The organism is Aeromonas sp. R2-2 (assembly GCF_040908355.1).
Taxonomy (GTDB): domain Bacteria; phylum Pseudomonadota; class Gammaproteobacteria; order Enterobacterales; family Aeromonadaceae; genus Aeromonas; species Aeromonas veronii.
Genome location: NZ_JBFODQ010000006.1, coordinates 33,766 through 58,337, shown reverse-complemented (window position 1 = coordinate 58,337; position 24,572 = coordinate 33,766). Strand labels below are relative to the sequence as shown.

Below are 24,572 nucleotides of genomic sequence, written 5' to 3'. Positions count from 1 at the left end.
CAGGGGCTGGCCACCCTCCCTAAACGCCGTACATCGCCAGCAGGGATCAGAACGGCGCATCCCTGTTGGCCGCCAGCCACTGCTGCAACCCGCTCACCGCCGCGTCAAATTGCGCCCCGATTGCCGCAGCCTCACCGCCCCCCGCCTCAAGGGCCGCGCAATGGCTGGCAAATTCGGTCAACCCCAGCGCCAGCGCACTCCCCTTGAGCTTGTGCGCCAGCTGACGTTGCTCACTTCCCTCCCCCTGAGTCAACTTATCCACCAACACCCGCCCTTGCGACTCAAACAGCGCGACCAGCTGGCGGATCCGCGCCATACCGAGCAGGGGCAGATCGGCGTCCAGCACCGGATTGGCCCACTCGGGCTGGCTAGTTGGGGGCGCGGCTGCAGACAATTGCACCCGCGGCTCGATAGCGGCGCCCTCTTGCCGAAACAGCTGATCGATGGCGTTCGCCAGCACCGCCAGCCGCACCGGCTTGCCGACAAAATCGACAAACCCGGCGGCAAGGCAATGGCGGATATCCTCCGGATACATCTGGGCCGAGATGGCGATGGCGGGCAGCGGCCGCTCATGCATCTCTTCACTGATGGCGGCCAGATCCTCGCGCAGGGTCATGCCGTCCATATCGGGCAGATTGATATCGAGCAGCGCCAACTCGAAGGGGCGCTCGGTCACCAGCGCCAGCGCGCTGCGGCCATCCTCCGCCAGGGTGACGCGATGGCCGAGGCGGGTCAGCATGCCGTGCGCCACCAACCGGTTGATCTCGTTATCCTCCACCAGCAGGATGTCACGGGACTGGCCAAGGTGCAGCGGTTGCGCCTCGGCAGGCAGCTGGGCACTCGAGCGTTGCAAGGGCAGGCTGAAGCTGAATTCACACCCCTTGCCCGGTTCGCTGACAAGGTTCAGCTCGCCCCCCATGGCAGTCACCAGCTTGCGGCTGATCGCCAGTCCCAGCCCGGTGCCGCCCTGATGGCCTATATCACGCTTGCGCTGGCGAAACGCCTCGAACACCGCCTCCTGCTCATCGGCCGGAATGCCGGGGCCGGTATCGCGCACCACGAAGCGGATGCAGGGCTCGGCGCAAGGGCCTTGGCAGACAAGGGGCGCCACCGTCAGGGTAATCTGGCCACGGGCGGTAAACTTGACTGCATTGCCGAGCAAGTTGCCGAGCACCTGGCGCAGCTTGCCCAGATCCCCCTCGACCACAGGCGCCAGCCCGGGCGCATATTCCAGCGCCAGGGTGACCCCCTTGGCCGCTGCCTTTGGCCGAAACAGCGCGCTGAGTTCATCCACCAGCTGGAACAGGGGGAAGGGTTCGCGGCGCGCATCCACATGGCCCGCCTCTATCTTGGAGTAGTCGAGAATGTCGTTGAGGATCTCCAGCAGGGATTCGCCGCTGTGCTCGATGGCGGCCAGATAGCGCTGCTGGGTCTCGCTGAGATGGGTATCTTCCAGCAGCGTCAGGCCCCCGAGAATGCCGTTCATGGGGGTGCGGATCTCGTGGCTCATGGTGGCGAGAAACACCGACTTGGCCCGGTTGGCCTGCTCGGCCTCGGCGCGGGCCTGCCGCTGCTTCTCCACCTCCTCATTGAGCCGCTCGTTGGCGTGGCTGAGCTGGCCGGTGCGCTCCTCGACCCGCGACTCAAGCTCGCGCTGATAGCGGCCCAGCTCCACCGCATTGTCACGAAACACCTGTAAAGCTCGGCCCAGCTCCGCCAGCTCATCGCGCCCGGTGCTGGCGATCGGCTCAAGAGGTGCCAGATCCCCGCGCGCCAACCGGCTCATCCCCGCCACCGCCCGTTGCAGCGGCCAGACTATCCGGCCGTAGACCATGCGCCACATCAGCAGCATCAGCAGTAGCAGGGTGAGCAGGCCAATGGCCATCAACGCCTGCTCCAGCAGCCTGAGGCGCTGGCTTAGCGCCTGCTGACTCTGCCCCAGCGAATCGCGGGCACGGCTGACCAGCTCACCGACCTGCTGGTTGAGGCTGCTCATCAGGGCCTCATTGGCATTGGCCAGCACCCGCAGCGCCTCCCCCTTGCCGAGCCAGTCGCTGCGCAGTTGCACCAGCTTGTCGCTCTGTGCCAGCACGGTCAGCGCCTGCTCCACCGCTTGCCGGCGTGCCGGATCGGTCACCGCCCCGGCCCGCAGTTGCAAGATGGCCAGCTCCCGTTGCCCCTCTTGCAATAACGTTTGCAACTGTTCCTGCCGTTCGCTGCGCCACATCTCTTCGATGCGCTGCTGCTGCATCAGGGTGCGATGACGCAGCTCAGTCATCTGCTCCAGCCAGTCGAGATCTTGCTCCAGCAGGCGGTCCAGCGTCCGGGTCGCCTGCTCACCTTGTTGTTGGTAGAGGGAACCCAACCCCGCCACCATCACGGTTTCGGCGTTCTCCATCTGGCTGCGCGCCAGCTCGGCGATCTGTCCGGCCGCCGCCACCAGACGGGCCCGCTGCGCCTCACCCTGCGCCATCAGAGTCAACCGCTCCCCCACCAGCCAGCCCTGCTGGCCCAGATTGCCGATGATGCTCTGACTGAGCTGATCGAGGCTTGTTGAACCCTGCCCACGGCCAAGTTGCGCCAGCACCTGCTGCAGCTGTTGCCCCTGCAGAGTGAGCAAGCGTCCCTGATGTTCCCGCTCCTGCTCACTGGTTGCGGTGGCCAGCAGCCGCGACGTGCTCTGGATCTCGCCGCTGAGGCGAGAGAGCGTGCGGGCCAGCTCCTGATCCGCCAGAGTCTGCTGCACCCCTTGCTCCAGCTGGCGCAGATGGCTAAGCCCCACCCAGCCCAGCAGGGAGGCACTCAGGGTCAACAACGCCATCAGGGAGAAGGCCAGCAGCAACTTGCCACCCAGGCCGGAAAAGATTCTCACGGGAAGTCCCTTGGTTGTGGTCGGCTTTGACCGGATAATATGGCCCAACACTTTAACAAAACCCCTGACCATGCGAAGCGTCTATCTCTCCCCGTTGTTGCTGATCTGGTTGCTAATGCTTCCCCGCGCCGCCCTCGCCTTTGCGGTCGATATCTGGCCCGCCGGCGAATTCAGCGGCCAGCCGGTGCGCCAGCAGTGGCAGGAACCCGCTGCCGCAACCAAACCGCTGACCCTCTGTGCCCTCTACCCCCATCTGCGCGACGCCTACTGGCTCTCGGTCAATCAGGGCATGGTGGACGAGGCGAAGCGGCTGGGAGTCAAGTTGCAGATCCACGAAGCAGGGGGTTACGGTGCCCTCGCCGAGCAGCGCCAGCAGTTGCAGCGCTGCGTGCAGGAAGGGAGCGACGCCATCTTGCTCGGCGCGGTGAGCTATCAGGGCTTGCGCGAGGCCATCAAGGTCACGCCGCTACCGCTCTTTGGGCTGGTCAACGATCTGCCCAGCGGTCTGGTGCAGGCCAAGGTGGGAGTCTCCTGGTACCAGATGGGCTGGCAGATTGGCCACTGGCTGGCGCAGCGCCACCCCGCTGGCAGCAAGCCGGTCTCGGTCGCCCTCTTCCCCGGCCCGCAGGCAAGCGGCGGCAACAACTTCGTCGAGCCGGGCTTTGCCGATGCCATCAAGGGGAGCGCCATCAAGCTGGTCACCACCGAGCGCGGCGACAACAGCCGGGAAATCCAGCGCACGCTGGTGCAGCAGACGCTGGCCCGCTATCCCGACGTCGACTATCTGGTGGGTGGCGCCATCGCCGCCGAAGTGGCGGTCAACGAGCTGGCGCAGCGCCATCTCGACAGGCCCCAGGTGCTGAGCACCTACTTCAGCCACGGCGTACAGCGGGGCTTGCGCCGGGGCAAGATCCTGGCAGCCAACAGCGATCAGATGCGGCTGCAGGGGCGCCTTGCGGTCGCTCAGGCGGTCTGTCTGCTGCAACACCCTGATGCCAATGCCGAGCAGTGCCCGCGGGTGATGGGGCCACCCATTCTGACGCTCTCTGCACCGCTGGCCGACCCCGCCGATTCCCTCTCGGATGGCGCTTTTCGCCCCGTCTATCGGGTCGAATAGCCGTTCCAAATCCGATTAGCACACTCAAGGAGAAGAGATGAAAGAGTTACATGCCAGCTGCCTGTGCGGCGCCGTCGCCCTGACCCTGCCGGATCAGTTCGACTATATGGGGAACTGCCACTGCAGCGAATGCCGCAAGTTTTCAGGGGGAGATTACGCCTCGGTCGGCGGACTGGATGGCAACAAGGTCACCATAGTGAAGGGGGAAGAGGCCATCGGCCGCTACCGGAAATCGGCAGAGACCACCCTCGCCTTCTGTCGTCACTGCGGCTCCAGCCTGTTCAGCCAGAAGAGCAGCAGCGGCAAGATCAACCTGCGCCTCGGGGTACTGGACGATGTGCCGAGCCAGCGACCCGCGTTTCACATCTTTGCCGGCTCCAAGGCGCCCTGGCACCAGATTGGCGACGACTGCCCGCAATTTGATACCCGCCCGCCGGTCTGATACCCGGTCAAACAGGTCAAAGCCACCACAACGGGGTCAGGAGGCTATCTCGCCGGCAAACAGATAGCCTTCACCATGGACGGTGACAAACAGCTGGGGATCCCGCGGATCCGCTTCCATCTTGCCGCGCAGTCGTCGGATCAGTACGTCTATGGTGCGATCGCTCGGGCCATCGCCGCGATGGCTGATGAGGGTCAGGATCCGCTCCCGACTGAGCACCCGCCCGGCATGGGCGACAAAGGCCACCAGCACTTCATATTCGGCCTTGGTCAGCCGCACCGGCACTCCTTCCTTGCTGAGCTGGCGACGGGGAATGTCAAAACGCCAGGGGCCAAAGCGCACCGCATCGTCAGCCACCGCAGGCTCGCTCGGCGCGGCGGCCGCCAGCGAGATCCGCCACAGCAGATTCTTGACCCGCACCAGCAACTCCCGCAGCTCGAACGGCTTGGTGACATAGTCGTCGGCCCCCATCTCGAGGCCGACAATCCGGTCCACCGCATCGCTGCGGCCAGTGACCAGAATGATCCCCACCGTGCTGCGCGCCCGCAGTTCACGGGTCAGCAGCAGACCATCTTCTCCCGGCAGGTTGATATCCAGCATCACCAGATCGACCGTCTGATCCGCCAGCACGGCGCGCATCTCCTGGCCGTTTTCGACCGCCGTCACCCGATAGCCCTCCCGCTCGAAATAGCCGGTCAGCTTCTCGCGGGTAACCGCATCATCTTCAACAACCAGAATGTGGTAGCTCATGGGCAGGGTTCACGATGGTCGACAAGGGAGGATTATTCTATTCACATTTTGTCATAAATACCCCTATTTCATTAATTTGTGGCGGCAGCCCTGTTCACAACGCCTCCCTATCATGGCTCCCATCAAAAAAGTGATGTGAGAGAGCATGATGAAAAAACTGTGGCACTTCCTGCGCACCCCCAGCCGTCGCTGGTCGGTACTGGCGCTGCTTCTGGTGGGCGTCGGCGTCACCCTCGCGGGCACCGTCGGCCTGCACTATGGCTTTGAGAAAACCAGCAGCCTCGAATTCTGTATCTCCTGCCACTCCATGAAAGACACCGTCTATCCGGAGTACAAGGAGTCCATCCACTTCAAGAATGCCTCCGGGGTACAGGCAGTCTGTACCGACTGTCACCAGCCGAAGGATTTTGTCGGCAAGGTGGCCCGCAAGATGGAGGCGGCCAACGACCTCTATCAGGAGTACATAGGCCACAGCATCGACACCCAGGAGAAGTTCGAGGACCGGCGCCTGCATCTGGCCGAGAAGGTGTGGGCGCGTATGAGCAGCCAGAACTCCAAGACCTGCAAGTCCTGCCACAGCTACGACAACATGGATCACGCCAAGCAGTCCCCGGCGGCTGCGCTGGCGATGAAAGATGCGGCGGCGAAGAACATGAACTGCATCGAGTGCCACAAGGGCATCGCCCACGAACTGCCCAACATGGCGGGCGGCTTCCGGGCTACTTACGCCACTCTGGTCAACGACGCGCAAGAGGCGCCAGCCGCCGAGACCCTCTACAACCTGGGTGAAAAAGATCTCTATGCCAGCGAACAGAGCACCGACCCGGTCGGCAAACTGCTGCCCGCCTCCCGCATCGACGTCGTAGACCGCAGCGGCGATCGCCTCAAGGTGACCATCGAAGGGTGGCGCGAGAGCGATGGCAAGGGCCGGGTGCTGAGCGAATACATGGGCAAGCGGGTCTTCGTCGCCACCATCCGTGACGAACTGAAAGCGAGCGAGAAAGTGCTCAAACAGGAGACCGACAGCGCCACCCATATCAAATGGGAACAGGTTCAGGTGCAGGCCTGGGTCGATGGCAAGGGCTTTGAGTCCTCGCTCAAGCCGATCTGGGATTACGCCGGCGAGATGTACAAATCCACCTGCAACTCCTGCCACGGCGCACCGGATCCCGCTCACTTCACTGCCAACGGCTGGATTTCGGGACTCAAGGCGATGTCTGCCTACTATCGCCTGAGCAAGGAAGAGGAGCGCACTCTGCTCAAATACCTGCAAAACCATGCCGCCGATACCGGTGGTCAGGGCAGCCACTAAGTCCGGATTCGAAAGAGGAATAACAAGATGATCAATATTTCCCGTCGTGGTTTTCTGGGTGGCTTGCTGGCCAGCGGTGCCTCTGCCCTGATCGGCCCCTCCCTGCTCGGTCGCGCCGTGATGGCCGCCGAGTCTGGCGAAAAACTGGTGCAGTCCGGCTCCCACTGGGGCGCCTTCCGTGCCCGGGTGGTCGATGGCCGCTGGGTCGAGACCCTGCCGTTCGAGCATGACAAGCACCCCACCGACATGCTCAAGGCCTTGAGTGAAGTGGTCTACAACCCCTCCCGCATCCGCTACCCCATGGTGCGGCTGGACTGGCTGCGCAAGGGGCACCAGTCCGACACCAGCGAGCGCGGCCAGAACCGCTTCGTGCGGGTCACCTGGTCCCAGGCGCTGGACTTTTTCTATCACGAGCTGGAACGGGTGCAGAAAACCTATGGCCCGAGCGCCCTCTATGCCGGCCACTCCGGCTGGCAGTCGGTGGGCAAGCTGCACTCCGCTGGCGCCATGCTGGGACGCGCCATGAACCTGCACGGCACCTATCTGGCCAAGGCCGGTGACTACTCCACCGGCGCCGCCCAGGTGATCCTGCCCCACGTGGCGGGCGCTATGGAGGTATACGAGCAGCAGACCTCCTGGCCGCTGGTGCTAGAACACAGCAAAACCATCGTCATCTGGGGCTCCGATCCCATCAAGAACCTGCAGGTGGGCTGGCTGGTGCCGGATCACAGCGTCTACGACTACTGGGCGCAGTTGAAAGAGAAGGTGGCCAAAGGCGAGATCCGGGTGATCAGTGTCGATCCGGTCAAATCCCAGACCCAGAAGTACCTCAATTGCGATCAGGTGACCCTGAATCCGCAAACCGACGTGCCGCTGATGCTGGGCATCGCTCACACCCTCTACAGCGAGAAGCGCCACGACGAGGCGTTCCTGAAGAACTACACCACCGGCTTTGACAAATTCCTGCCCTACCTGCTGGGCACCAGCGATGGTCAGGTGAAGGATGCCGAGTGGGCCGCCGCCATCTGTGGCGTCCCTGCCGAGACCATCCGCGAGCTGGCCCGCGCCATGAGCAGCGGCCGTACCCAGCTTATCGGCGGCTGGTGTGTACAGCGCATGCACCACGGCGAACAGTACGCCTGGATGCTGGTGGTTCTGGCCTCGATGATTGGCCAGATCGGTCTGCCGGGGGGCGGTTACGGCTTTGGCTGGCACTACAACGGAGCGGGCACCATCACCTCCAGCGGCCCCATCATGTCCGGTTTCAGCTCGGTCATTCCCGGGGTCAAGCCGCTCCATGATGGCGACTGGAAGGGCTACTCCAAATTCATTCCGGTGGCCCGTTTCGTCGACTGCATCCTCAATCCGGGCAAGCAGATCGCCTTCAACGGCCAGACCATCACCTACCCCCACATGAAGATGGCGGTGTTCTGCGGCAACAACCCGTTCCACCACCAGCAGGATCGCAACAAGATGGTTGCGGCCTGGCGCAAGCTGGAAACCGTGGTCAGCATCGATCACCAGTGGACCGCCAGCTGCCGCTTCGCCGATATCGTGCTGCCCGCCACCACCACCTATGAGCGGGATGACATCGAACAGTGGGGTTCTCACTCCAATGCGGGCATTCTGGCCATGTACAAGGTGGTGGAGCCGCTGTTCGAGGCGCGCGATGACTACGACATCTTCGCCGATCTTTGCCGTCGCTTCGGTCGTGAGGCCGAGTTCACCGGCGGCAAGAGCAAGCTGGAGTGGATCCAGAGCATCTATGACGACGCCCGCCTGCAGGGTCGCGGCATCGGCATTCGTCTGCCCCGTTTCAGCCAGTTCTGGCACGGGGAAGACTTCGTCACCTTCCCGGCAGGCCAACCCTGGGTGCGCCACGAGTCGTTCCGTCAGGAGCCGGATCTGGAACCGCTCGGTACCCCGTCCGGTCTTATCGAGATCTACTCCAAGACCATCGCCGACTACGGCTATGGGGATTGCCCGGGCCACCCGGTCTGGATCGAGCCCTACGAGCGCTCTCACGGCGGGCCGGGCAGCAAACAGTACCCGCTGCACTTGCAATCCTGCCACCCGGACAAGCGGCTGCACAGCCAGCTCTGCTCCTCCGACAACTATCGCGCCACCTATACAGTGCAGGGTCGCGAGCCTGTCTACATGAATCCGCAGGATGCCAAATCCCGCGGCCTCAAGGACGGCGATCTTGTGCGGGTGTTCAACGGCCGCGGTCAGGTATTGGCCGGTCTGGTGGTGAGCGATGACTACGCCCCCGGCGTGGTGCGCATTCAGGAAGGAGCCTGGTATGGCCCGCAAGAGGGTGGCAAGGTAGGGACTCTCTGTACCTACGGCGATCCCAACGTGCTGACCGCCGACATCGGCTCCTCCAGCCTGGCGCAGGCTACCACGGCCCATACCGCGCTGGTGGAGATCGAGAAGTTCCGCGGGCAGGCACCCGCCGTCACTGCCTTCGGCGCGCCGGAATCGGCCAAGGGCATCGACCCCATGTTCCCGGCACTCTGACCCCTGGGGGACGAAAGCGCCCCCTTGAGTTTCCTTTATTTTTAAAGTCGTTAGAATCGGGAGCCATCAAGGCTCCCGATTGCCATCCACGGAGGAAAAATGCAGGAATTTATGGCTACCAGCGAACGCCGGGCCGAACTCTACTGGTGGTTCTCCACCCTGTTCGCCGCCGAACTCAGTGATGAGCAGATCGCCGAATATGACACCTATGATGTGCGAAGCTTCCTGAAAAGCCTCTCCACCCTGGATCCGATGCGCGAAGCCGTGGCCGAACTCAACGACGCCATCGCGCGCCTGCTGGTGCGCCCGGATCGCCAACTGGAACTCGCCGCCGACTTCGCCGGTCTGTTTCTGGTGGATCCCAAGCAGGGCGCCCTGCCCTACGAATCGCTCTACCGTGGCGAAGCCAAGCTACTGATGCAGGCCCCGATGGCCGAGATGCAGGCCCGCCTCGATCGCCTCGGCATCAATGTTAGCGATAAATACAAAGAGCCTGCCGACCATCTGGCCATCGAGCTGGATCTGATGGGCAATCTCATCATCCGCGCAGCGGAAGCCAAGAGCGCGGCCGAGCGGGAACGCTGGCTCGACGAGCAGGAAGCGCTGCTGCACGGCCATCTGCTGGGCTGGTTTGACAAGTTCGAAAGCGCCTGTCGCGCCGCCGACCGGTTTGGCTTCTACGGCGCCAGTGCCCGTCTGCTGGGGGTCTTCCTCAAGATGGATGCCAACTACCTCTCTCTGGTCAAACCGGCACCGTCTGCCGACTGAGGCCGCGATGAAGACAGCCCTGCTTCTGATTGCATGCTGGCTGCTGGCCCTGATCCCGCTGGATCAGGGCATTACTCCGCTGATTGCGCTGCTGTTCAACCCGGATCGCGAGCTCTATGGCACCGCCCAGCTCACCGGCTTTGCCGGCATCCTGCTCACCCTCTACCTTGCCAATCTCGGCGTCGAGGTGGTGTTGCGCCGCCGCTTCCAGATCGCCGGCATGCTGGCGCTGCTGGCCGCCTGGATCGACTTCATCAACAGCAGTGGCAGCGAGTCGCACTTCCTGCTGCTCTATCTGCTAGCCCTCCCCTTCCATCTGCTCGGCTGGCTGGTATTTGTGCGCGGTATTCAGGCGTTTGGTCGCCAGAAGGGATAACCACTCGCCCCCTTTTCCCATCCTTTTTATCAGGTTTTTCTGCCTATTCTTGCCGTCAAAACAACCAGATAACTCCGCTTGACTCCCGGCCAAACAGTTCGTGCCATACTGACAACTGATGCAAGTGATAAAACAATCAATGCCGAGGTCATCATGGATGGGAAGCTTTTCAACGCCGACACCGAGGCAATGTTGACCCAGCTGTCAGATCACACCGTCCTGGAACAGCTGATGGATAATGCCCCTCTGGGCATCGGCGTCTTTGACTGCGAATTCCGCTACCGTAAAGTCAATCAGGTGCTGGCCGACATCAATGGCAAAAGTATCGAGGAGCATCAGGGCAAGCACCTCAGAGAGGTGGTTCCCAAGCTGGCACCGACGCTGGAGCCTATGTTTCAGCAGATCATGCGAAGCGGCATGCCCTACGTGGATATCGCCATCACGGGCCAAACCGCGGCGTACGACAGCAGCTCCCGCCGCTTTCAGGCCACCTACAGCCCGATGCGTGATGAGAAAGGGGAGCTGAACGGCATCCTCGCCATCGTGCGGGACATCACCGAGCAGTACGAAACCGAACAACGGCTGCAACTGGCAATGCGAGCGGCCCAAATCGGGGTGTGGGAGTGGCACGTGGCGGAGGACAGATTACTGTTCGACGGCCAGATTGAGCCGCTGCTGGGTATCGAGGCCAACCAGTTCCACGGCGGGCTGCAAGCGTTCGTCGACTGTTTTGAACCGGAATCCGGCAGCCAGCTCAAGGCCGCCCTGCAAAGTCATGACCCCATCCATCTCACCCTGAGCTACCTCACCGCGCTCAACGAGCGCCACTGGGTCGATATTCATGCCGACCATGTCCCCGCCACCGAGTCGGTCGGCCACCGGGTCATGGGAGTCATTCACAATGCCACCGCCCGCCGCCGTCAGGAGGAGCGACTCCATCAGGCCAACGTGGTATTCGATACCACTGCCGAGGGGATCATCATCCTCGACAGCGAGCACCATATTCTGTCGGTCAACCCGGCCTTCACCATGCTGACCCAATACAATGCCGAGGAGGTGATAGGCCGCACCCCGGATATCATCATGCATCCCAGGCGCTACACCGACCTCGACTATCCCTGGTATCACCTGCGCCCCGGCAACAACGCCTGGCATGGCGAGATGGTTTGTCTGCGCAAGGATGGCAGCTACTTCTCCTCCTGGCAGCAGATCAGCGCTGTCTATGACAACTTCAACAACACCACTCACTATGTGATCGCCCTCTCCGACATCAGCGCCATTCGCAAGGTGGAGGCCGAGCTGAATCACCTTGCCTATCACGATCCCCTGACCGAGCTGGGCAATCGCCATCTGTTGCAGGAGCGGCTGGCCCTTGAGCTGAAAACCGCGCAGCTCAATCGCAAACGGTTGGGGCTGCTCTTTATCGATCTGGATGGCTTCAAGCTGATCAACGACAGCCTGGGCCACGGGGTCGGCGATGAGCTGCTCAAGCGGCTGGCAGAGCGGATCCGCGGCTGCCTGCAGCACAACGATTTGGCGACCCGCCTCGGGGGAGACGAGTTTCTGGTGCTGATCCCCTATCTGGAGGAGCCTGACGAGCTGGCAGCCCTTGCCAATACCCTGCTGACCGTGTTGCGTGAACCGGTTGAGCTGGCCCATGAGCTGGTGGCAATCTCGGCAAGTATCGGTATCGCCATCTATCCGGATCATGCTGACAGCCCGGAAACCCTGGTCAGTGCCGCCGACAGCGCCATGTACGAGGCGAAAAGTCAGGGGCGCAACGGATTCCAGTTCTATACCCCCTGCATGGCGGCTCGAGCCCGCGAGCGAATGCAGATTGAGCAGGGTCTGCTCAAGGCCCTGGAGCTCGAACAGCTCTGCATCTTCTATCAACCCATGACCAATCTGGCCAACGGCCACCTGAGTGGACTGGAGGCCCTGCTGCGCTGGCAGCATCCCAATGAGGGAATGATAGCGCCGACCCGTTTTATTCCGGTGGCAGAGGAGTGCGGCCTGATAGAGAAAATTGGGGAGTGGGTGATGCGCAACGCCTGCGAGCAGGGACAAAACTGGCTGGCTGCCGGACTGCCGGTGCCTCGCTTGTCGGTCAATGTGTCGGTGCGGGAGATGCGCTCCCCGGGCTACGTTGAACGGGTCGCCGCTATTCTGGCCGAGACCGGATTTCCGCCAGAACGGCTGGAGATTGAAGTGACGGAGAGCATCATCCAGCGGGTCGAACAGAGTCTGGATCTCTTTACCCGCCTGAAAAATCTCGGCGTGCAGATTGCCATCGATGACTTTGGTACCGGCTTCTCGTCACTGAGTCTGCTCAAGACCCTGCCGATCGATCGCATCAAGATCGACCGGGCGTTTGTGCAGGCATTACCGGAAGACAAGAACAGTCGGGAGCTCTGCCGCACCATCATCAATCTGGCCGACAGTCTGGATATGGAGGTCACCGCCGAAGGGATTGAAACCAAGGCACAACACGCCTTCTTGCAATCACTCAACTGCGGCGAAGGACAGGGCTATCTGTTCAGCAAACCACTGCATGTCGAGCACATGGGAGATCGCCTGCATCAACGCTACGTCTCATAGCGGCAGGCAATCATCATCACCAGCCGGGAGGCATCCGCCTCCTGGCTGCCGACCGGATTACCACTCAATCTGCAAGCGGGATTCCCAACCATCATCACGATCATTGAGCATACGCGTCAACGGTGATTCGCCAGCATAACGGGGGGCTGGCTCGCTGAAGGTAAGTCTGGTACCGGGCTCCTTGGCCTGCCATGCATGACCAAGCTGATCGGCCACCCGATCCCGCAGCGCAGGTGAGGCCTCCTGATGGGTGATCGCAAACTCTTTCGGGGGTTCGCCAGCGGGCACTGGCGCATCAAACTGCCAGAGGGATGCACAGAGCAACAGAGAAAACATCATGACCTCCAATTAATCGACACGCCCCCTTTTACCCACTCGCCGATTAATTGTCACTCTTTGTCCTGTAACCAACTGTTGCCGCCTATCCAAAAGTCTAATTGTCCCCCGCTACCAAAGGTATAAGTTGTTACTTAATTATTAAAAGTATGTATTCAAAGGAGTGAGTGATGAGCGAGAGCAAGGTCTACCCGGTCAAACCCCACATCAGCAGCAATGCACTGCTAGACAAGGGCGACTACGCCGCCATGTATCAGGCTTCCGTCGAGGATCCCGATACCTTCTGGGGAGAGCAGGGAAAAATTCTCGACTGGATGAAACCCTATACCAAGGTCAAGAACACCTCCTACGATCCGGGCCATGTCTCCATCAAATGGTTTGAAGATGGCCAGCTCAACGTCTCGGCCAACTGTCTCGATCGCCATCTCGCCGAACGAGGTGACAAGGTCGCCATCATCTGGGAAGGGGACAACCCTGCCGAAGATCGCAAACTCACCTACCGCGAGTTGCACAGCGAAGTGTGCAAGTTTGCCAACGTCTTGAAAGCACAAGGGGTTCACCGCGGCGACGTGGTCTGCCTCTACATGCCCATGGTGCCCGAAGCCGCCATCGCCATGCTGGCCTGTACCCGCATCGGCGCGGTACACAGCATCGTATTCGGCGGCTTCTCGCCAGAAGCGCTGGCTGGTCGCATCATCGACTCGGGCTCGCGCATCGTGATCACCGCCGACGAGGGGCTGCGTGGTGGCCGTCCGGTGCCGCTCAAGAAGAATGTGGATGAGGCACTCACCAACCCGGATACCCAGGTCAACAAGGTGATCGTGCTCAAGCGCACCGGCGGCAATGTCGCCTGGCACAACCACCGCGACATCTGGTGGCATGAAGCGACCGCCGCCGTCAGCAGCGACTGCCCGCCCGAGGCGATGAACGCCGAAGATCCGCTCTTTATCCTCTATACCTCCGGCTCCACCGGCAAACCCAAGGGGGTGCTGCACACCACCGGCGGCTATCTGGTCTATGCCACCCTCACCTTCAAATATGTGTTCGACTACCACGAAGAGGATATCTACTGGTGTACCGCCGATGTGGGCTGGGTCACCGGTCACTCCTATCTGGTCTACGGGCCGCTTGCCAACGGTGCTACCACCATCATGTTCGAAGGGGTGCCCAACTACCCGGCCACCAACCGCATGAGTCAGGTGGTGGACAAGCACCAGGTCACCATTCTCTATACCGCCCCCACTGCCATCCGCGCCCTGATGGCCAAAGGCAACGAAGCGGTCACCGGCACCTCGCGCCAGAGCCTGCGCATCATGGGTTCGGTGGGTGAACCCATCAACCCGGAAGCCTGGGAGTGGTACTACCGCACCATTGGTGACGAGCGCTGCCCCATTGTCGATACCTGGTGGCAAACCGAAACCGGCGGCATCCTGATTACGCCGCTGCCCGGCGTCACCGACCTGAAACCGGGCTCGGCGACTCGTCCCTTCTTCGGGGTACAACCGGCGCTGGTCGACAACATGGGCGAACCGCTGGAAGGTGCCACCGAGGGCAACTTGGTGATCACCGACTCCTGGCCGGGTCAGATGCGCACCGTATTCGGCGATCACGAGCGGTTCGAGCAGACCTACTTCTCCACCTTCCCGGGCCGCTACTTCACCGGCGACGGTGCCCGTCGCGACGAGGACGGCTACTACTGGATCACCGGTCGGGTGGATGATGTACTCAACGTCTCTGGCCACCGCATGGGTACCGCCGAAATTGAATCGGCGCTGGTGGCCCATCCCAAGATCGCTGAAGCCGCGGTGGTGGGGGTTCCTCACGAGATCAAGGGTCAGGGTATCTATGCCTATGTCACCCTGATCGCCGGGGAAGAGCCGAGCCGCGAGCTGCACAAAGAGGTGAAGGAGTGGGTCCGCAAGGAGATTGGTGCCATCGCCACGCCGGACGTGATCCACTGGGCAGAGGGGCTGCCGAAGACCCGTTCCGGCAAGATCATGCGGCGAATTCTGCGCAAGATCGCCACCGGCGAGACCGACAGTCTGGGGGATATCTCCACCCTGGCGGATCCGGGGGTAGTAGACAAACTCATTCGCGAGAAGTCGGAAGCAGCCTGATCCCGCTTCGTTTGTTGCTCAACAAAGCCGGCCCTGTGCCGGCTTTGTCGTTTCTTATCTGCCAGCAAACAGCAAGGCGGTAGACACGAAGCCTTGCCGACAAAAACGTGCAATAAATAGCCAGATGTAGAGATTAGACCAGTAAAATGCTGCTAATTTTCACGAAATCAATATAATTGCGAAATCTGTGTGCCAGGGCACACCGATTTGCGCAGAAAATGGCTAGATTTCTGGTAGTCCACAAGATAGCTGATAGATAGCAGCATTATCATCGAGGATGTACTCAATATGTCGCAAAATCACCGAATTCTCCTGCTCAACGGACCAAACCTGAATCTGCTGGGCAAACGGGAACCGGGTATCTACGGCAGCAAGACGCTTGATGAGATCGTCGCCGATCTGAAGCTTAACGCCAGCGAACTCGGTGTCACTCTGGAACATCTGCAATCAAACGCCGAACATGAGTTGGTCGGCCGCATCCATCAGGCCATGGGCCAGGTGGATTTTATCATCATCAATCCAGCCGCCTTCACCCACACCAGCGTCGCCATTCGCGATGCGCTGCTGGGTGTCGCCATCCCTTTTATCGAGGTTCACCTGTCAAACGTCCATGCCAGGGAGCCATTCCGTCATCACTCCTATCTGTCTGATGTCGCAAAAGGGGTCATTTGTGGTCTGGGGGCCGATGGCTACCAATTCGCTTTAACCGCGGCCGTGCACCATCTGCGCGCGGCTTGATAATCACTGATCAGATAAAGAAGAAAGAGAATGCTAATGGATATCCGCAAAATCAAGAAGCTGATTGAACTGGTTGAAGAGTCCGGCATCGCCGAACTGGAGATCTCCGAAGGTGAAGAGTCCGTTCGCATCAGCCGCAACTTCTCCGGTCAGGTGACCACCGCCATGCCGCAGATGATGATGCAGCAAGCTGCTCCGGTTGCCGCACCTGCCGCTGCAGCCCCGGTTGCCGCGGCACCGGCCGCCGATGCCGCCCCGAGCGGTCACCTGATGCGCTCCCCGATGGTTGGCTCCTTCTACCGCTCCTCCAGCCCGGATGCCAAGCCGTTCGCGGAAGTGGGTCAGCAAGTCAATGTCGGCGACACCCTGTGCATCGTCGAAGCCATGAAAATGATGAACCAAATCGAGTCTGACAAGGCCGGTGTGATCAAAGCGATCCTGGTTGAAAATGGTCAGGCCGTCGAATTTGACGAGCCGCTGTTCATCATCGAATAAGGGAAATCGCCACCCATGTTGGACAAAGTAGTCATCGCCAACCGCGGTGAAATTGCCCTGCGGATCCTGCGCGCCTGTAAAGAGCTCGGGATCAAGACAGTGGCCGTTCACTCCACCGCCGACCGGGAGCTCAAACATGTGCTGCTGGCCGACGAATCCATCTGTATCGGCAGACCGGCCAGTACCGAATCCTACCTCAACGTCCCGGCCATCATCGCCGCCGCCGAGGTAACCGGTGCCGTGGCCATCCACCCGGGTTACGGCTTCCTCTCCGAGAACGCCGATTTCGCCGAAGTGGTCGAAAAATCCGGCTTCATCTTCATCGGCCCGCGCGCCGAGACCATTCGCCTGATGGGTGACAAGGTCTCCGCCATCGAAGCGATGAAGAAAGCGGGCGTACCGTGTGTACCGGGCTCTGACGGCCCCGTCGACAACGACGCCAAGCACAACGCCGCCATTGCCAAGCGCATCGGCTATCCGGTGATCATCAAGGCCGCCGGTGGCGGTGGTGGTCGCGGTATGCGCGTGGTGCGCAATGAAGCGGAACTGGCGGGCGCCATCGCCCTGACCAAATCCGAAGCAGGCCAGTTCTTCAAGAACGACATGGTCTACATGGAGAAGTACCTGGAAAACCCGCGCCACATCGAAATTCAGGTGTTGGCAGACGGCCAGGGCAACGCCCTCTATCTGGGCGAGCGTGACTGCTCCATGCAGCGTCGCCACCAGAAAGTGGTGGAAGAAGCGCCGGCGCCCGGCATCACCGCCGAAATGCGCAAGTTCATCGGCGAGCGCTGTGTGCGCGCCTGTATCGAGATCGGCTACCGAGGTGCGGGTACTTTCGAGTTCCTGTACGAGAACGGCGAGTTCTATTTCATTGAAATGAACACCCGTATTCAGGTTGAGCATCCGGTCACCGAGATGGTCACCGGTATCGATCTGATCAAGGAGCAGCTGCGCATCGCCGCCGGTCAGCCCCTGTCGATCACCCAACAGGATATCCGCATCCGTGGCCATGCCATCGAGTGCCGGATCAACGCCGAAGATCCGGCCACCTTCATGCCCTCGCCGGGCCTGGTTCAGCGCTTCCACGCGCCGGGTGGTCTGGGCGTGCGTTGGGACTCCCACATTTATGCCGGTTACAAGGTACCGCCCCACTACGATTCAATGATCGGCAAGCTGATCTGCTACGGCGAGAATCGTGACATTGCCATCGCCCGCATGCGTCATGCGCTGGACGAGCTGGTGGTGGAAGGGATCAAGACCAACGTACCGCTGCAAAAAGAGATCATGAAAGACGAAAACTTCCAGCACGGTGGCACCAATATCCACTACCTGCACAAGAAGTTGGGTCTGTAAGGATCGCTGATAGAGACCGGACTTCCGGTGGAAGTCTGCTCCGCAAGGAGCCTCTGCTGAAAAAGGGCCATGGCGACATGGCCCTTTTTTGTTATCCTTGCGCCCCTCAAATTTGTCGGAGGCCAAGGTGAACCGTTTTGCTCTCGCCCGCCGGGAAGCAGCTTTCTGCCTGCTGCTGACCCTGTTCTACTTCTTTGCCTGGTATGGCACCGCCTATTTTATCCCGCTCCAGCTGGAGTTGTGGGGGCTGCCACTGTGGTTCCTGCTCAGTTGCATGGTGATGCCGCTGCTGTTCATTCTGCTCTGCGCCCTGATGGTGAACCGGCTGTTTGTGGAGATCCCCCTCGATACCCACTCCCCTTCCGGCAAGGAGTCATCCCATGAATCTTGAGTTGATGCTGCCGCTCGTCATCTATCTGGTGCTGGTGCTGGGGGTCGGCTTTTGGGCCAGCCGTCATCGCGCGCAAGGCAACTTCGTGCAGGAGTACTTCATCGGCAACCGCAGCATGGGCGGGCTGGTGCTGGCGATGACGCTAGTGGCCACCTACACCTCGGCCTCCTCCTTTATCGGCGGACCGGGCGCGGCCTACAAGATCGGTCTGGGCTGGGTGTTGCTGGCGATGATCCAGCTGCCCACCGTCTGGCTCACTCTGGGGGTGCTTGGCAAGAAGTTCGCCATCATCGCCCGCCGGGTCAATGCGGTGACCATCAACGACATGCTATGGGCCCGCTACCAGAGCAAGGCGGTGGTGATCCTCGGCTCCATTACTATCATCCTCGCCTTTATCGCGACCATGGTGGTGCAGTTTATCGGTGGCGCTCGCCTGCTGGAGACCGCCACCGGCCTCTCCTACCAGCAGGGCTTGATGCTGTTTGCCAGCTGCGTACTGCTCTACACCATCATCGGCGGCTTCCGCGCCGTGGTGATGACCGATGCCCTGCAGGGGATCATCATGCTGATCGGCACCGGCGCCCTGCTGGCAGGAATTCTGATTGCCGGTGACGGCTTGCCAAACCTTATCCACCAGCTAAGGGAGATCGATCCCAAGCTGGTGAGCCCGCAAGGGGCAGGCGACATGCTGACCCAGCCCTTTATGCTGAGCTTCTGGATCCTGGTCTGTATCGGGGTGGTGGGGCTGCCCCACTCGGCGCTGCGCTGCTTTGGCTATCGCGACAGCAAGGCGCTCCATCGCGGCATTCTGATCGGCACCGTGGTCAGCGCCCTGCTGATGTTCGGCATGCATCTGGCGGGCGCCCTTGGCCGCGCCATCCTGCCGGGCATGGACAGCCCGGACAAGATCATGCCCTCCCTGATGATGGAAGTGCTGCCCCCCTGGCTGGCCGGGGTCTTTCTGGCGGCACCGATGGCGGCCATCATGTCCACCATCGACTCCCAGCTGATCCAGGCTTCCGCCACTCTGGTGAAGGATCTCTATCTCAACTATCTGAGTCCAAAGCAGGAGAAGCTGGAAGTGCGCATTCCGCGCCTCTCCCTGCTCTGCACCCTGATCTTGGGCACCCTGGTACTGCTGGCGGCGCTGCAACCGCCCGAGATGATCATCTGGCTCAACCTGCTCGCCTTTGGCGGTCTGCAGGCGGTGTTCCTCTGGCCGCTGGTGCTCGGTCTCTACTGGTCACGGGCCAACGGCCCGGGCGCGCTGGCCAGCATGGTAAGCGGCATCGTCTGCTATGGGGTACTCAGTCAGTGGGGGATCAAGCTGGCTGGCCTGCACGCCATCGTGCCAAGCCTCACGCTGGCACTGGTGGTCTTTATCACGGTCAGCCTGCTGACGGCACCGCCCTCGCGGGAAGTGCGCGAGCTTTTCGGGCAGAAATAATAAAAATATAAATTAGGGGTTCCAAAACTATCCCCAAATAGGTGTTTTCCGGTTAAACTGTGCGCCAAGTCACAGAACGTAGCCGCTGTATGCCCGTTAAAGCCACTCGACAAGTCGTTACTCAAGCCCTGCAGCGGCTCGGTTATGCCCTGCTGCTGCCCGTCTCCATCCTGCCGATGGCGGCGCTGATCTTCCGGCTTGGGCAACCCGACGTGCTCGATTTGGCGGTACTCTCCCTCACCGGTCAGGCGATCTTCAGCCAGATGCCGCTTATCTATGCGGTGGCGATCGCCTTTGGCCTGAGTCGGCAGGAGCTGGGCGGACAGACGCTGGCGGGTGCGGTCAACTTCCTGCTGCTCAGCACCGCTTTCAATACGCTGGCCCCCAACCTGCACGCCGACATGATCTGCGGCCTGCTGGCGGGGCTCACCACTGCCATCATCTATCCCTGGGTTCACCAGCAAACACTGCCCCGCTGGCTGCAGATCGCCAAGGGGGAGTTTCCCAGCCTGCTGGTGTCGGCCTTGGCCTGCCTGCTGATCGCCATCCCCCTCTCGCTGCTGTGGCCGCCGCTGGAGCGCGGGCTGACCCTGCTCACCTCCGAGCTGCTTACCACGCCGTTTGGTGCCTTCTGCTACGGCACCCTCAACCGCTTGCTAATCCCGCTCGGGCTGCATCAGGTATTGGGTAGCGTCATCGGCCTTGGCGAGAGCAACCTGCAGGCGCTGGCCACCGCCCAACCCCTTCATGAAGGGTATGTGGCCGGTCTCTACCCCATCATCATGTTCGGCCTGCCGGGCGCCTGTTTTGCAATCTGGCTGCACCGCCAGCGGATGCAGCGGCTGCCGCAGGGCGGGCTGCTGCTCACCCTGGCGCTCACCTCGGCACTGGTGGGTATCACAGAGCCTATCGAATTTCTGTTCGCCTTTACCGCCCCCTGGCTGTTTCTCGCCCACGCCCTGCTGACCGGACTGTCACTGGCGGTCTGTAGCGGGCTGGGGATCAAGGTGGGCAGTTACTTCTCCGCCGGTCTGCTGGATCTGGTGCTGAGCTATCAGGCTGGGGAGCACAGCTTCTGGCTCATTCCGGTCGGTATCCTGTTCTTCGTTGCCTACACCCTGCTGTTCTATCAACTGCTGGAGCGCGCCCCCCTCAGCATGCCGAGCAAGCCCATCGCAGTGGAGCATCCGCGCCTTGCCAGCGTTGCCCCCTCCGACCCGCAGATGCTGGCGATCCAGTACCTCAAGGTGCTGGGCGGGATGGACAATCTGGTGGCGATGAGTGTCTGTATCACCCGCCTCAGCCTGCGGGTGCGCGATATTTCACTGGTGGATGAATCTCGCCTGCTGGGCCTGGGCTGCCTCTCCTGGATCCAGCTCAACAACCACCAGCTGGTGCTGGTGCTGGGCCCCAGCGCCAGCCTGATTGAAGGGCAGATCCGCATGCTGGCGGAACGCCAATCGGTCCCCCTCGGCCTCAAACCCAATCAGGAGTCGGCCAGCCAGAGCAGTTGGTAACTCAGGCAAACGGCAACCGCTCGGCCACGAAATCCATCAGGGTGCGCAGGGCGGGGGCCAGATGCTCCCGACTCGGATAGATTAGGTAGAACGGGTTGGCCGGAATGGGCTGATCCGGCAACACCTTCTGCAATCGCCCCGCCGCCAAATCCCCTTCACAGACATGGTGGGGCAACAGGGCAATCCCCCCGTCATGAAGTGCCATCTCCCGCAGCGCCAGCAAGCTGTTGCTGACACAGGCCCCCTGCGGCCGCCAGCCTCCCTCTTGCAATGGCCACACCGGCATGGCCGAGTGCACCAGACAGGCATACCGGCCCAGCTCGCTCAGCTGTTGCGGCATGCCGTGGGCCGCCAGATAGGCAGGTGCGGCCACCAGATGGCGTGCCACCTGACCGATGCGCCGACAGATGAGGCTGGAGTCTTTCAGCGGCGCCGCCCGCAGCGCCAGATCGTAACCCTCCCCCACCAGATCGAGCTGTTCGTCACTCAGGGTCAACTCCAGCACCACTTCGGGATAGAGGGCGCGAAACTCGGCGAGGATCCGGCCAAGCAGCAGGGTGCCGGTCGCCTCGGGGGCGGTGATCCGCACCCGCCCCGCCGGGGCCGAGCGCAGCCGTGCCATCGCCAGATTGGCGCTGCGAGCCAGTGCCAGCAGCCCCTGACAGTGCTCCACATAGAGCTCCCCCTGCGGCGTCAGGCTCAACCTGCGGGTGGTGCGCTGCAACAGCCGCACCCCGAGCTGGGATTCGAGCCGCGAGATCTTCTGGCTCACCGATGACTTGGGCATACCAAGCAGCTCGGCGGCTCGGGTAAAGCTCCCCTGCTCCACCACGGTGGCAAACAGCCCCATCAACTCCAGATCGACATTGTTCATATATTCAAACAGTCTTTACCGATTACCCATCTTAATCTTGATAATCAACCAGACTAGAGTGAGTGGCAATCCCGAACACAGCGATTTGAAAGGAAAAACCATGAAAGCCATTGCCCTGACTCACTATTTGCCAAGCGACCACCCCGACTGCTTCATCGCCGCCAACCTGCCCGATCCGGTTCCGGGCCCGCGGGATCTGCTGGTGCGGGTCACCGCCACCTCCGTCAATCCGGTGGATACCAAGGTGCGCTCCCCCAAGGCCAAAATTGAAAGCTCGCCCCGGGTACTGGGCTGGGATGCGGTGGGGGAAGTGATCGCCACCGGCAGCGAAGTCACCCTGTTCAAGGCGGGCGACCGGGTCTGGTATGCCGGCGATATCAGCCGTCCGGGCAGCAACAGCGCCCTGCAACTGGTGGATGAGCGCATCGCCGCCATCGCCCCCACCAGCTTGAGCGATGTGGAGGCCGCTGCCCTGCCGCTCACCGCCATCACCGCCTGGGAGACCCTGTTCGAGCGCTTCGCTCTTACCCGCGAGAGCCGTGGCAAACTGCTGATCATCGGCGGCGCCGGTGGCGTGGGTTCCATCGCCATCCAGCTGGCCCGCCAGCTCACCGACATGGAGGTGATTGCTACCGCCTCCCGCCCCGAGAGCCGCGAGTGGTGCCTCGAGATGGGCGCCCATCAGGTCGTAAACCACCACAAGTTGCAGGAGGAGCTGACCGCCCTTGGCATCACCCAGGTCGATGCCATCTTCTGCACCAACGCCACCGCCGAACACTGGGCCACCATGGCAGGGCTGATCCGCCCGTTTGGCCATATCTGCACCATCGCCGAATCGAGCGAGCGGTGGGATCTCTCCCTGCTCAAAAGCAAGAGTGTCACCTTCAGCCAGGAGTTCATGTTCACCCGCTCCCTGTTCCAGACGCCGGACATGATCGAACAGCACCACCTGCTCGGCCGGGTGGCGGCACTGGTCGATGAAGGGGTATTGCAGACCACCCTGACCAGAACCATCCCCTCGCTGACCCCGATCACGCTGGCTCAGGCCCATGCCGAGGTGGAAGCGGGCCGCATGGTAGGCAAGCTGGTGATCGACATGAGCGGCTTTGCCAACTAAGCCCTCCAACGCACCATGATGGGATAAGTTCACCAAGGAGATGCCCCAAACGGGCACAATCAGCGGCACTCATGACAGCCTGTGGCAGGCCAACATCCGACAATCAGCCAAAAAAGAGGCCATTTCGCGAGAAATGGCCTGAATACCTGAACATTGGGGTAACAATCACACACATATCCTTATGCAGGACATATTAGTCTTTGCATCTGGCGTGCCAACAGCAGCATGAATGCGCCAAAACGGCGTCAGCCCGTCCTTGAGCAAGGTGCCAACCTTGCTCTTTTTTTGTCTGGCAGACTGTTTACCAGGCAAACAAGTGCAGATAAAAAAATGCCACCCGAGGGTGGCAGTGAAAGATGACGGAACTTGAGCAAAGCGTTCAGCGAAAACCGGTCGTCTTCGCTTGCATAGAGCAATACAGGAACCGTGCCAATCCGGCAAAAGCCCCCGAATCCCTCCACGTCATGGGCAAACCACGACAGCACTGCCCCATGATGGTAGAATCTCGCGGTTTCACATTTATGAAGAGTCGACGCCATGCCCTGGATACAAATTCGAATCAACGCCACTGCCAAGACCGCAGACAAGGTGAGCAACATGCTGCTGGGGCGTGGAGCCCAGGCTGTGACCTTTATGGATGCCAAGGATGTGCCCGTCTACGAACCCATGCCCGGTGAAACCCCGCTCTGGGGCGAGACCGAAGTGATGGGTCTGTTCGATGCCGAAACCGATCCGGCTCCCACCATCGCCTTCTTCCAGCAGATCTTCGGCGAAAATGTCGGCTACAAGGTCGAGCAGCTGGAAGACAAGGACTGGGTGCGCGAGTGGATGGATCACTTCCACCCGATGCAGTTTGGCGAGCGCCTCTGGATCTGCCCGAGCTGGCGCGATGTGCCGAACCCCGATGCGGTCAACGTCATGCTGGATCCGGGTCTGGCCTTCGGTACCGGTACCCACCCCACCACAGCTCTCTGCCTGCAGTGGCTGGACGGGCTGGATCTGACCGGTAAAACCGTGGTCGATTTTGGCTGTGGCTCCGGCATTCTCGGCATCGCCGCCCTGAAACTGGGTGCCGCCCGCGTCATCGGCATCGACATCGACCCACAGGCCATTCAGGCCAGCCGCGACAACGCCGCGCGCAACGGCGTCGCCGACCAGATTGAGCTCTATCTGCCAGCCGACCAGCCACAAGATGTCGAAGCGGACGTGGTGGTCGCCAACATCCTGGCCGGCCCGCTGCGCGAACTGGCTCCACTTATCGCTGGCCACGGCAAGCAGGGCAGCCTGATGGCCCTCTCCGGCGTGCTGGAAAGTCAGGCCCCGGAACTGGAAACTATCTACGGCCAGTGGTTCGAGATGGATCCGACAGCCGTCAAGGAGGAGTGGTGCCGCCTCTCCGGCCGCAAGCACGGCTAAGCGCGGGCAACAT

General features: G+C 61.4%; 20 protein-coding genes. 16 read left to right on the top strand and 4 right to left on the bottom strand.

Annotated elements, in window-relative coordinates; genetic code table 11:
* Positions 1-46 precede the first annotated feature (46 nt).
* A complete protein-coding gene (torS, locus tag AB5Z09_RS01005) occupies positions 47-2,872 on the bottom strand; it encodes a TMAO reductase system sensor histidine kinase/response regulator TorS (protein ID WP_368194448.1) in 2,826 nt (941 codons plus the stop codon).
* 70 nt (positions 2,873-2,942) lie between these two features.
* On the opposite strand from torS, the gene torT reads away from it, so the two are divergent.
* Both torT and AB5Z09_RS00995 read left to right on the top strand, forming a co-directional pair.
* On the top strand, positions 2,943-3,989 hold the full coding sequence (gene torT / locus AB5Z09_RS01000) for a TMAO reductase system periplasmic protein TorT (protein ID WP_279503634.1): 1,047 nt from the start codon (positions 2,943-2,945) through the stop codon (positions 3,987-3,989).
* Between the two features lie 37 nt (positions 3,990-4,026).
* Entirely contained in the window at positions 4,027-4,431 is a 405-nt protein-coding gene (locus tag AB5Z09_RS00995) for a GFA family protein (RefSeq protein ID WP_368194447.1), read from the top strand.
* A gap of 36 nt (positions 4,432-4,467) precedes the next feature.
* On the opposite strand, the gene torR is transcribed toward AB5Z09_RS00995, so the two are convergent.
* A complete protein-coding gene (gene torR / locus AB5Z09_RS00990; protein ID WP_368194446.1) occupies positions 4,468-5,181 on the bottom strand; it encodes a two-component system response regulator TorR in 714 nt (237 codons plus the stop codon).
* Between the two features lie 145 nt (positions 5,182-5,326).
* Between torR and torC the strand changes: the two genes are divergently transcribed.
* The 5 genes from torC to AB5Z09_RS00965 all read left to right on the top strand — a co-directional run bounded on the left by torC (position 5,327) and on the right by AB5Z09_RS00965 (position 12,755).
* On the top strand, positions 5,327-6,493 hold the full coding sequence (gene torC, locus AB5Z09_RS00985; protein ID WP_005343495.1) for a pentaheme c-type cytochrome TorC: 1,167 nt from the start codon (positions 5,327-5,329) through the stop codon (positions 6,491-6,493).
* A gap of 27 nt (positions 6,494-6,520) precedes the next feature.
* On the top strand, positions 6,521-9,013 hold the full coding sequence (torA, locus tag AB5Z09_RS00980; protein WP_368194445.1) for a trimethylamine-N-oxide reductase TorA: 2,493 nt from the start codon (positions 6,521-6,523) through the stop codon (positions 9,011-9,013).
* Between the two features lie 99 nt (positions 9,014-9,112).
* A complete protein-coding gene (gene torD / locus AB5Z09_RS00975) occupies positions 9,113-9,781 on the top strand; it encodes a molecular chaperone TorD (RefSeq protein WP_058057287.1) in 669 nt (222 codons plus the stop codon).
* Between the two features lie 7 nt (positions 9,782-9,788).
* Positions 9,789-10,157 (top strand): hypothetical protein, encoded by a 369-nt coding sequence (locus AB5Z09_RS00970; protein ID WP_042080620.1) that lies wholly within the window; start codon positions 9,789-9,791, stop codon positions 10,155-10,157.
* Positions 10,158-10,346: 189 nt separating this feature from the next.
* The gene (locus AB5Z09_RS00965) at positions 10,347-12,755 is read left to right on the top strand and encodes an EAL domain-containing protein (protein WP_335818412.1); all 2,409 of its coding nucleotides are present in this window, start codon (positions 10,347-10,349) and stop codon (positions 12,753-12,755) included.
* 57 nt (positions 12,756-12,812) lie between these two features.
* Here AB5Z09_RS00965 and AB5Z09_RS00960 read toward each other — a convergent pair whose 3' ends face one another.
* Positions 12,813-13,094 (bottom strand): hypothetical protein, encoded by a 282-nt coding sequence (locus AB5Z09_RS00960; RefSeq protein WP_225315392.1) that lies wholly within the window; start codon positions 13,092-13,094, stop codon positions 12,813-12,815.
* 167 nt (positions 13,095-13,261) lie between these two features.
* On the opposite strand from AB5Z09_RS00960, the gene acs reads away from it, so the two are divergent.
* The 7 genes from acs (at position 13,262) to AB5Z09_RS00925 (ending at position 21,152) form a co-directional block, all read left to right on the top strand.
* Complete coding sequence (gene acs / locus AB5Z09_RS00955; RefSeq protein ID WP_164536177.1) at positions 13,262-15,208, top strand: acetate--CoA ligase; 1,947 nt, start codon at positions 13,262-13,264, stop codon at positions 15,206-15,208.
* Positions 15,209-15,496: 288 nt separating this feature from the next.
* Entirely contained in the window at positions 15,497-15,946 is a 450-nt protein-coding gene (gene aroQ / locus AB5Z09_RS00950; protein ID WP_005338907.1) for a type II 3-dehydroquinate dehydratase, read from the top strand.
* 36 nt (positions 15,947-15,982) lie between these two features.
* Complete coding sequence (gene accB / locus AB5Z09_RS00945) at positions 15,983-16,441, top strand: acetyl-CoA carboxylase biotin carboxyl carrier protein (protein WP_005338908.1); 459 nt, start codon at positions 15,983-15,985, stop codon at positions 16,439-16,441.
* 15 nt (positions 16,442-16,456) lie between these two features.
* Positions 16,457-17,797: an acetyl-CoA carboxylase biotin carboxylase subunit gene (accC, locus tag AB5Z09_RS00940; RefSeq protein ID WP_005338910.1), complete on the top strand. Its 1,341-nt coding sequence runs from the start codon at positions 16,457-16,459 to the stop codon at positions 17,795-17,797.
* Between the two features lie 127 nt (positions 17,798-17,924).
* The gene (locus AB5Z09_RS00935) at positions 17,925-18,188 is read left to right on the top strand and encodes a YhdT family protein (RefSeq protein WP_005349483.1); all 264 of its coding nucleotides are present in this window, start codon (positions 17,925-17,927) and stop codon (positions 18,186-18,188) included.
* Positions 18,178-19,635 (top strand): sodium/pantothenate symporter, encoded by a 1,458-nt coding sequence (gene panF, locus AB5Z09_RS00930; RefSeq protein ID WP_368194444.1) that lies wholly within the window; start codon positions 18,178-18,180, stop codon positions 19,633-19,635. The genes AB5Z09_RS00935 and panF overlap by 11 nt, the downstream gene beginning before the upstream one ends.
* Before the next feature lie 89 nt (positions 19,636-19,724).
* On the top strand, positions 19,725-21,152 hold the full coding sequence (locus AB5Z09_RS00925; protein ID WP_368194443.1) for a PTS transporter subunit EIIC: 1,428 nt from the start codon (positions 19,725-19,727) through the stop codon (positions 21,150-21,152).
* A 1-nt stretch (position 21,153) separates the two neighbouring features.
* Here AB5Z09_RS00925 and AB5Z09_RS00920 read toward each other — a convergent pair whose 3' ends face one another.
* On the bottom strand, positions 21,154-22,026 hold the full coding sequence (locus AB5Z09_RS00920; protein WP_005358412.1) for a LysR family transcriptional regulator: 873 nt from the start codon (positions 22,024-22,026) through the stop codon (positions 21,154-21,156).
* 100 nt (positions 22,027-22,126) lie between these two features.
* Here AB5Z09_RS00920 and AB5Z09_RS00915 point away from each other — a divergent pair, with 100 nt between their 5' ends.
* Together AB5Z09_RS00915 and prmA are read left to right on the top strand one after the other, a co-directional pair.
* A complete protein-coding gene (locus AB5Z09_RS00915) occupies positions 22,127-23,143 on the top strand; it encodes a zinc-binding alcohol dehydrogenase family protein (RefSeq protein WP_368194442.1) in 1,017 nt (338 codons plus the stop codon).
* 537 nt (positions 23,144-23,680) lie between these two features.
* Positions 23,681-24,559 carry a 50S ribosomal protein L11 methyltransferase gene (gene prmA, locus AB5Z09_RS00910; RefSeq protein WP_368194441.1) on the top strand — a complete coding sequence of 293 codons (879 nt, stop codon included), beginning with the start codon at positions 23,681-23,683 and terminating at the stop codon, positions 24,557-24,559.
* Positions 24,560-24,572: the final 13 nt, after the last annotated feature.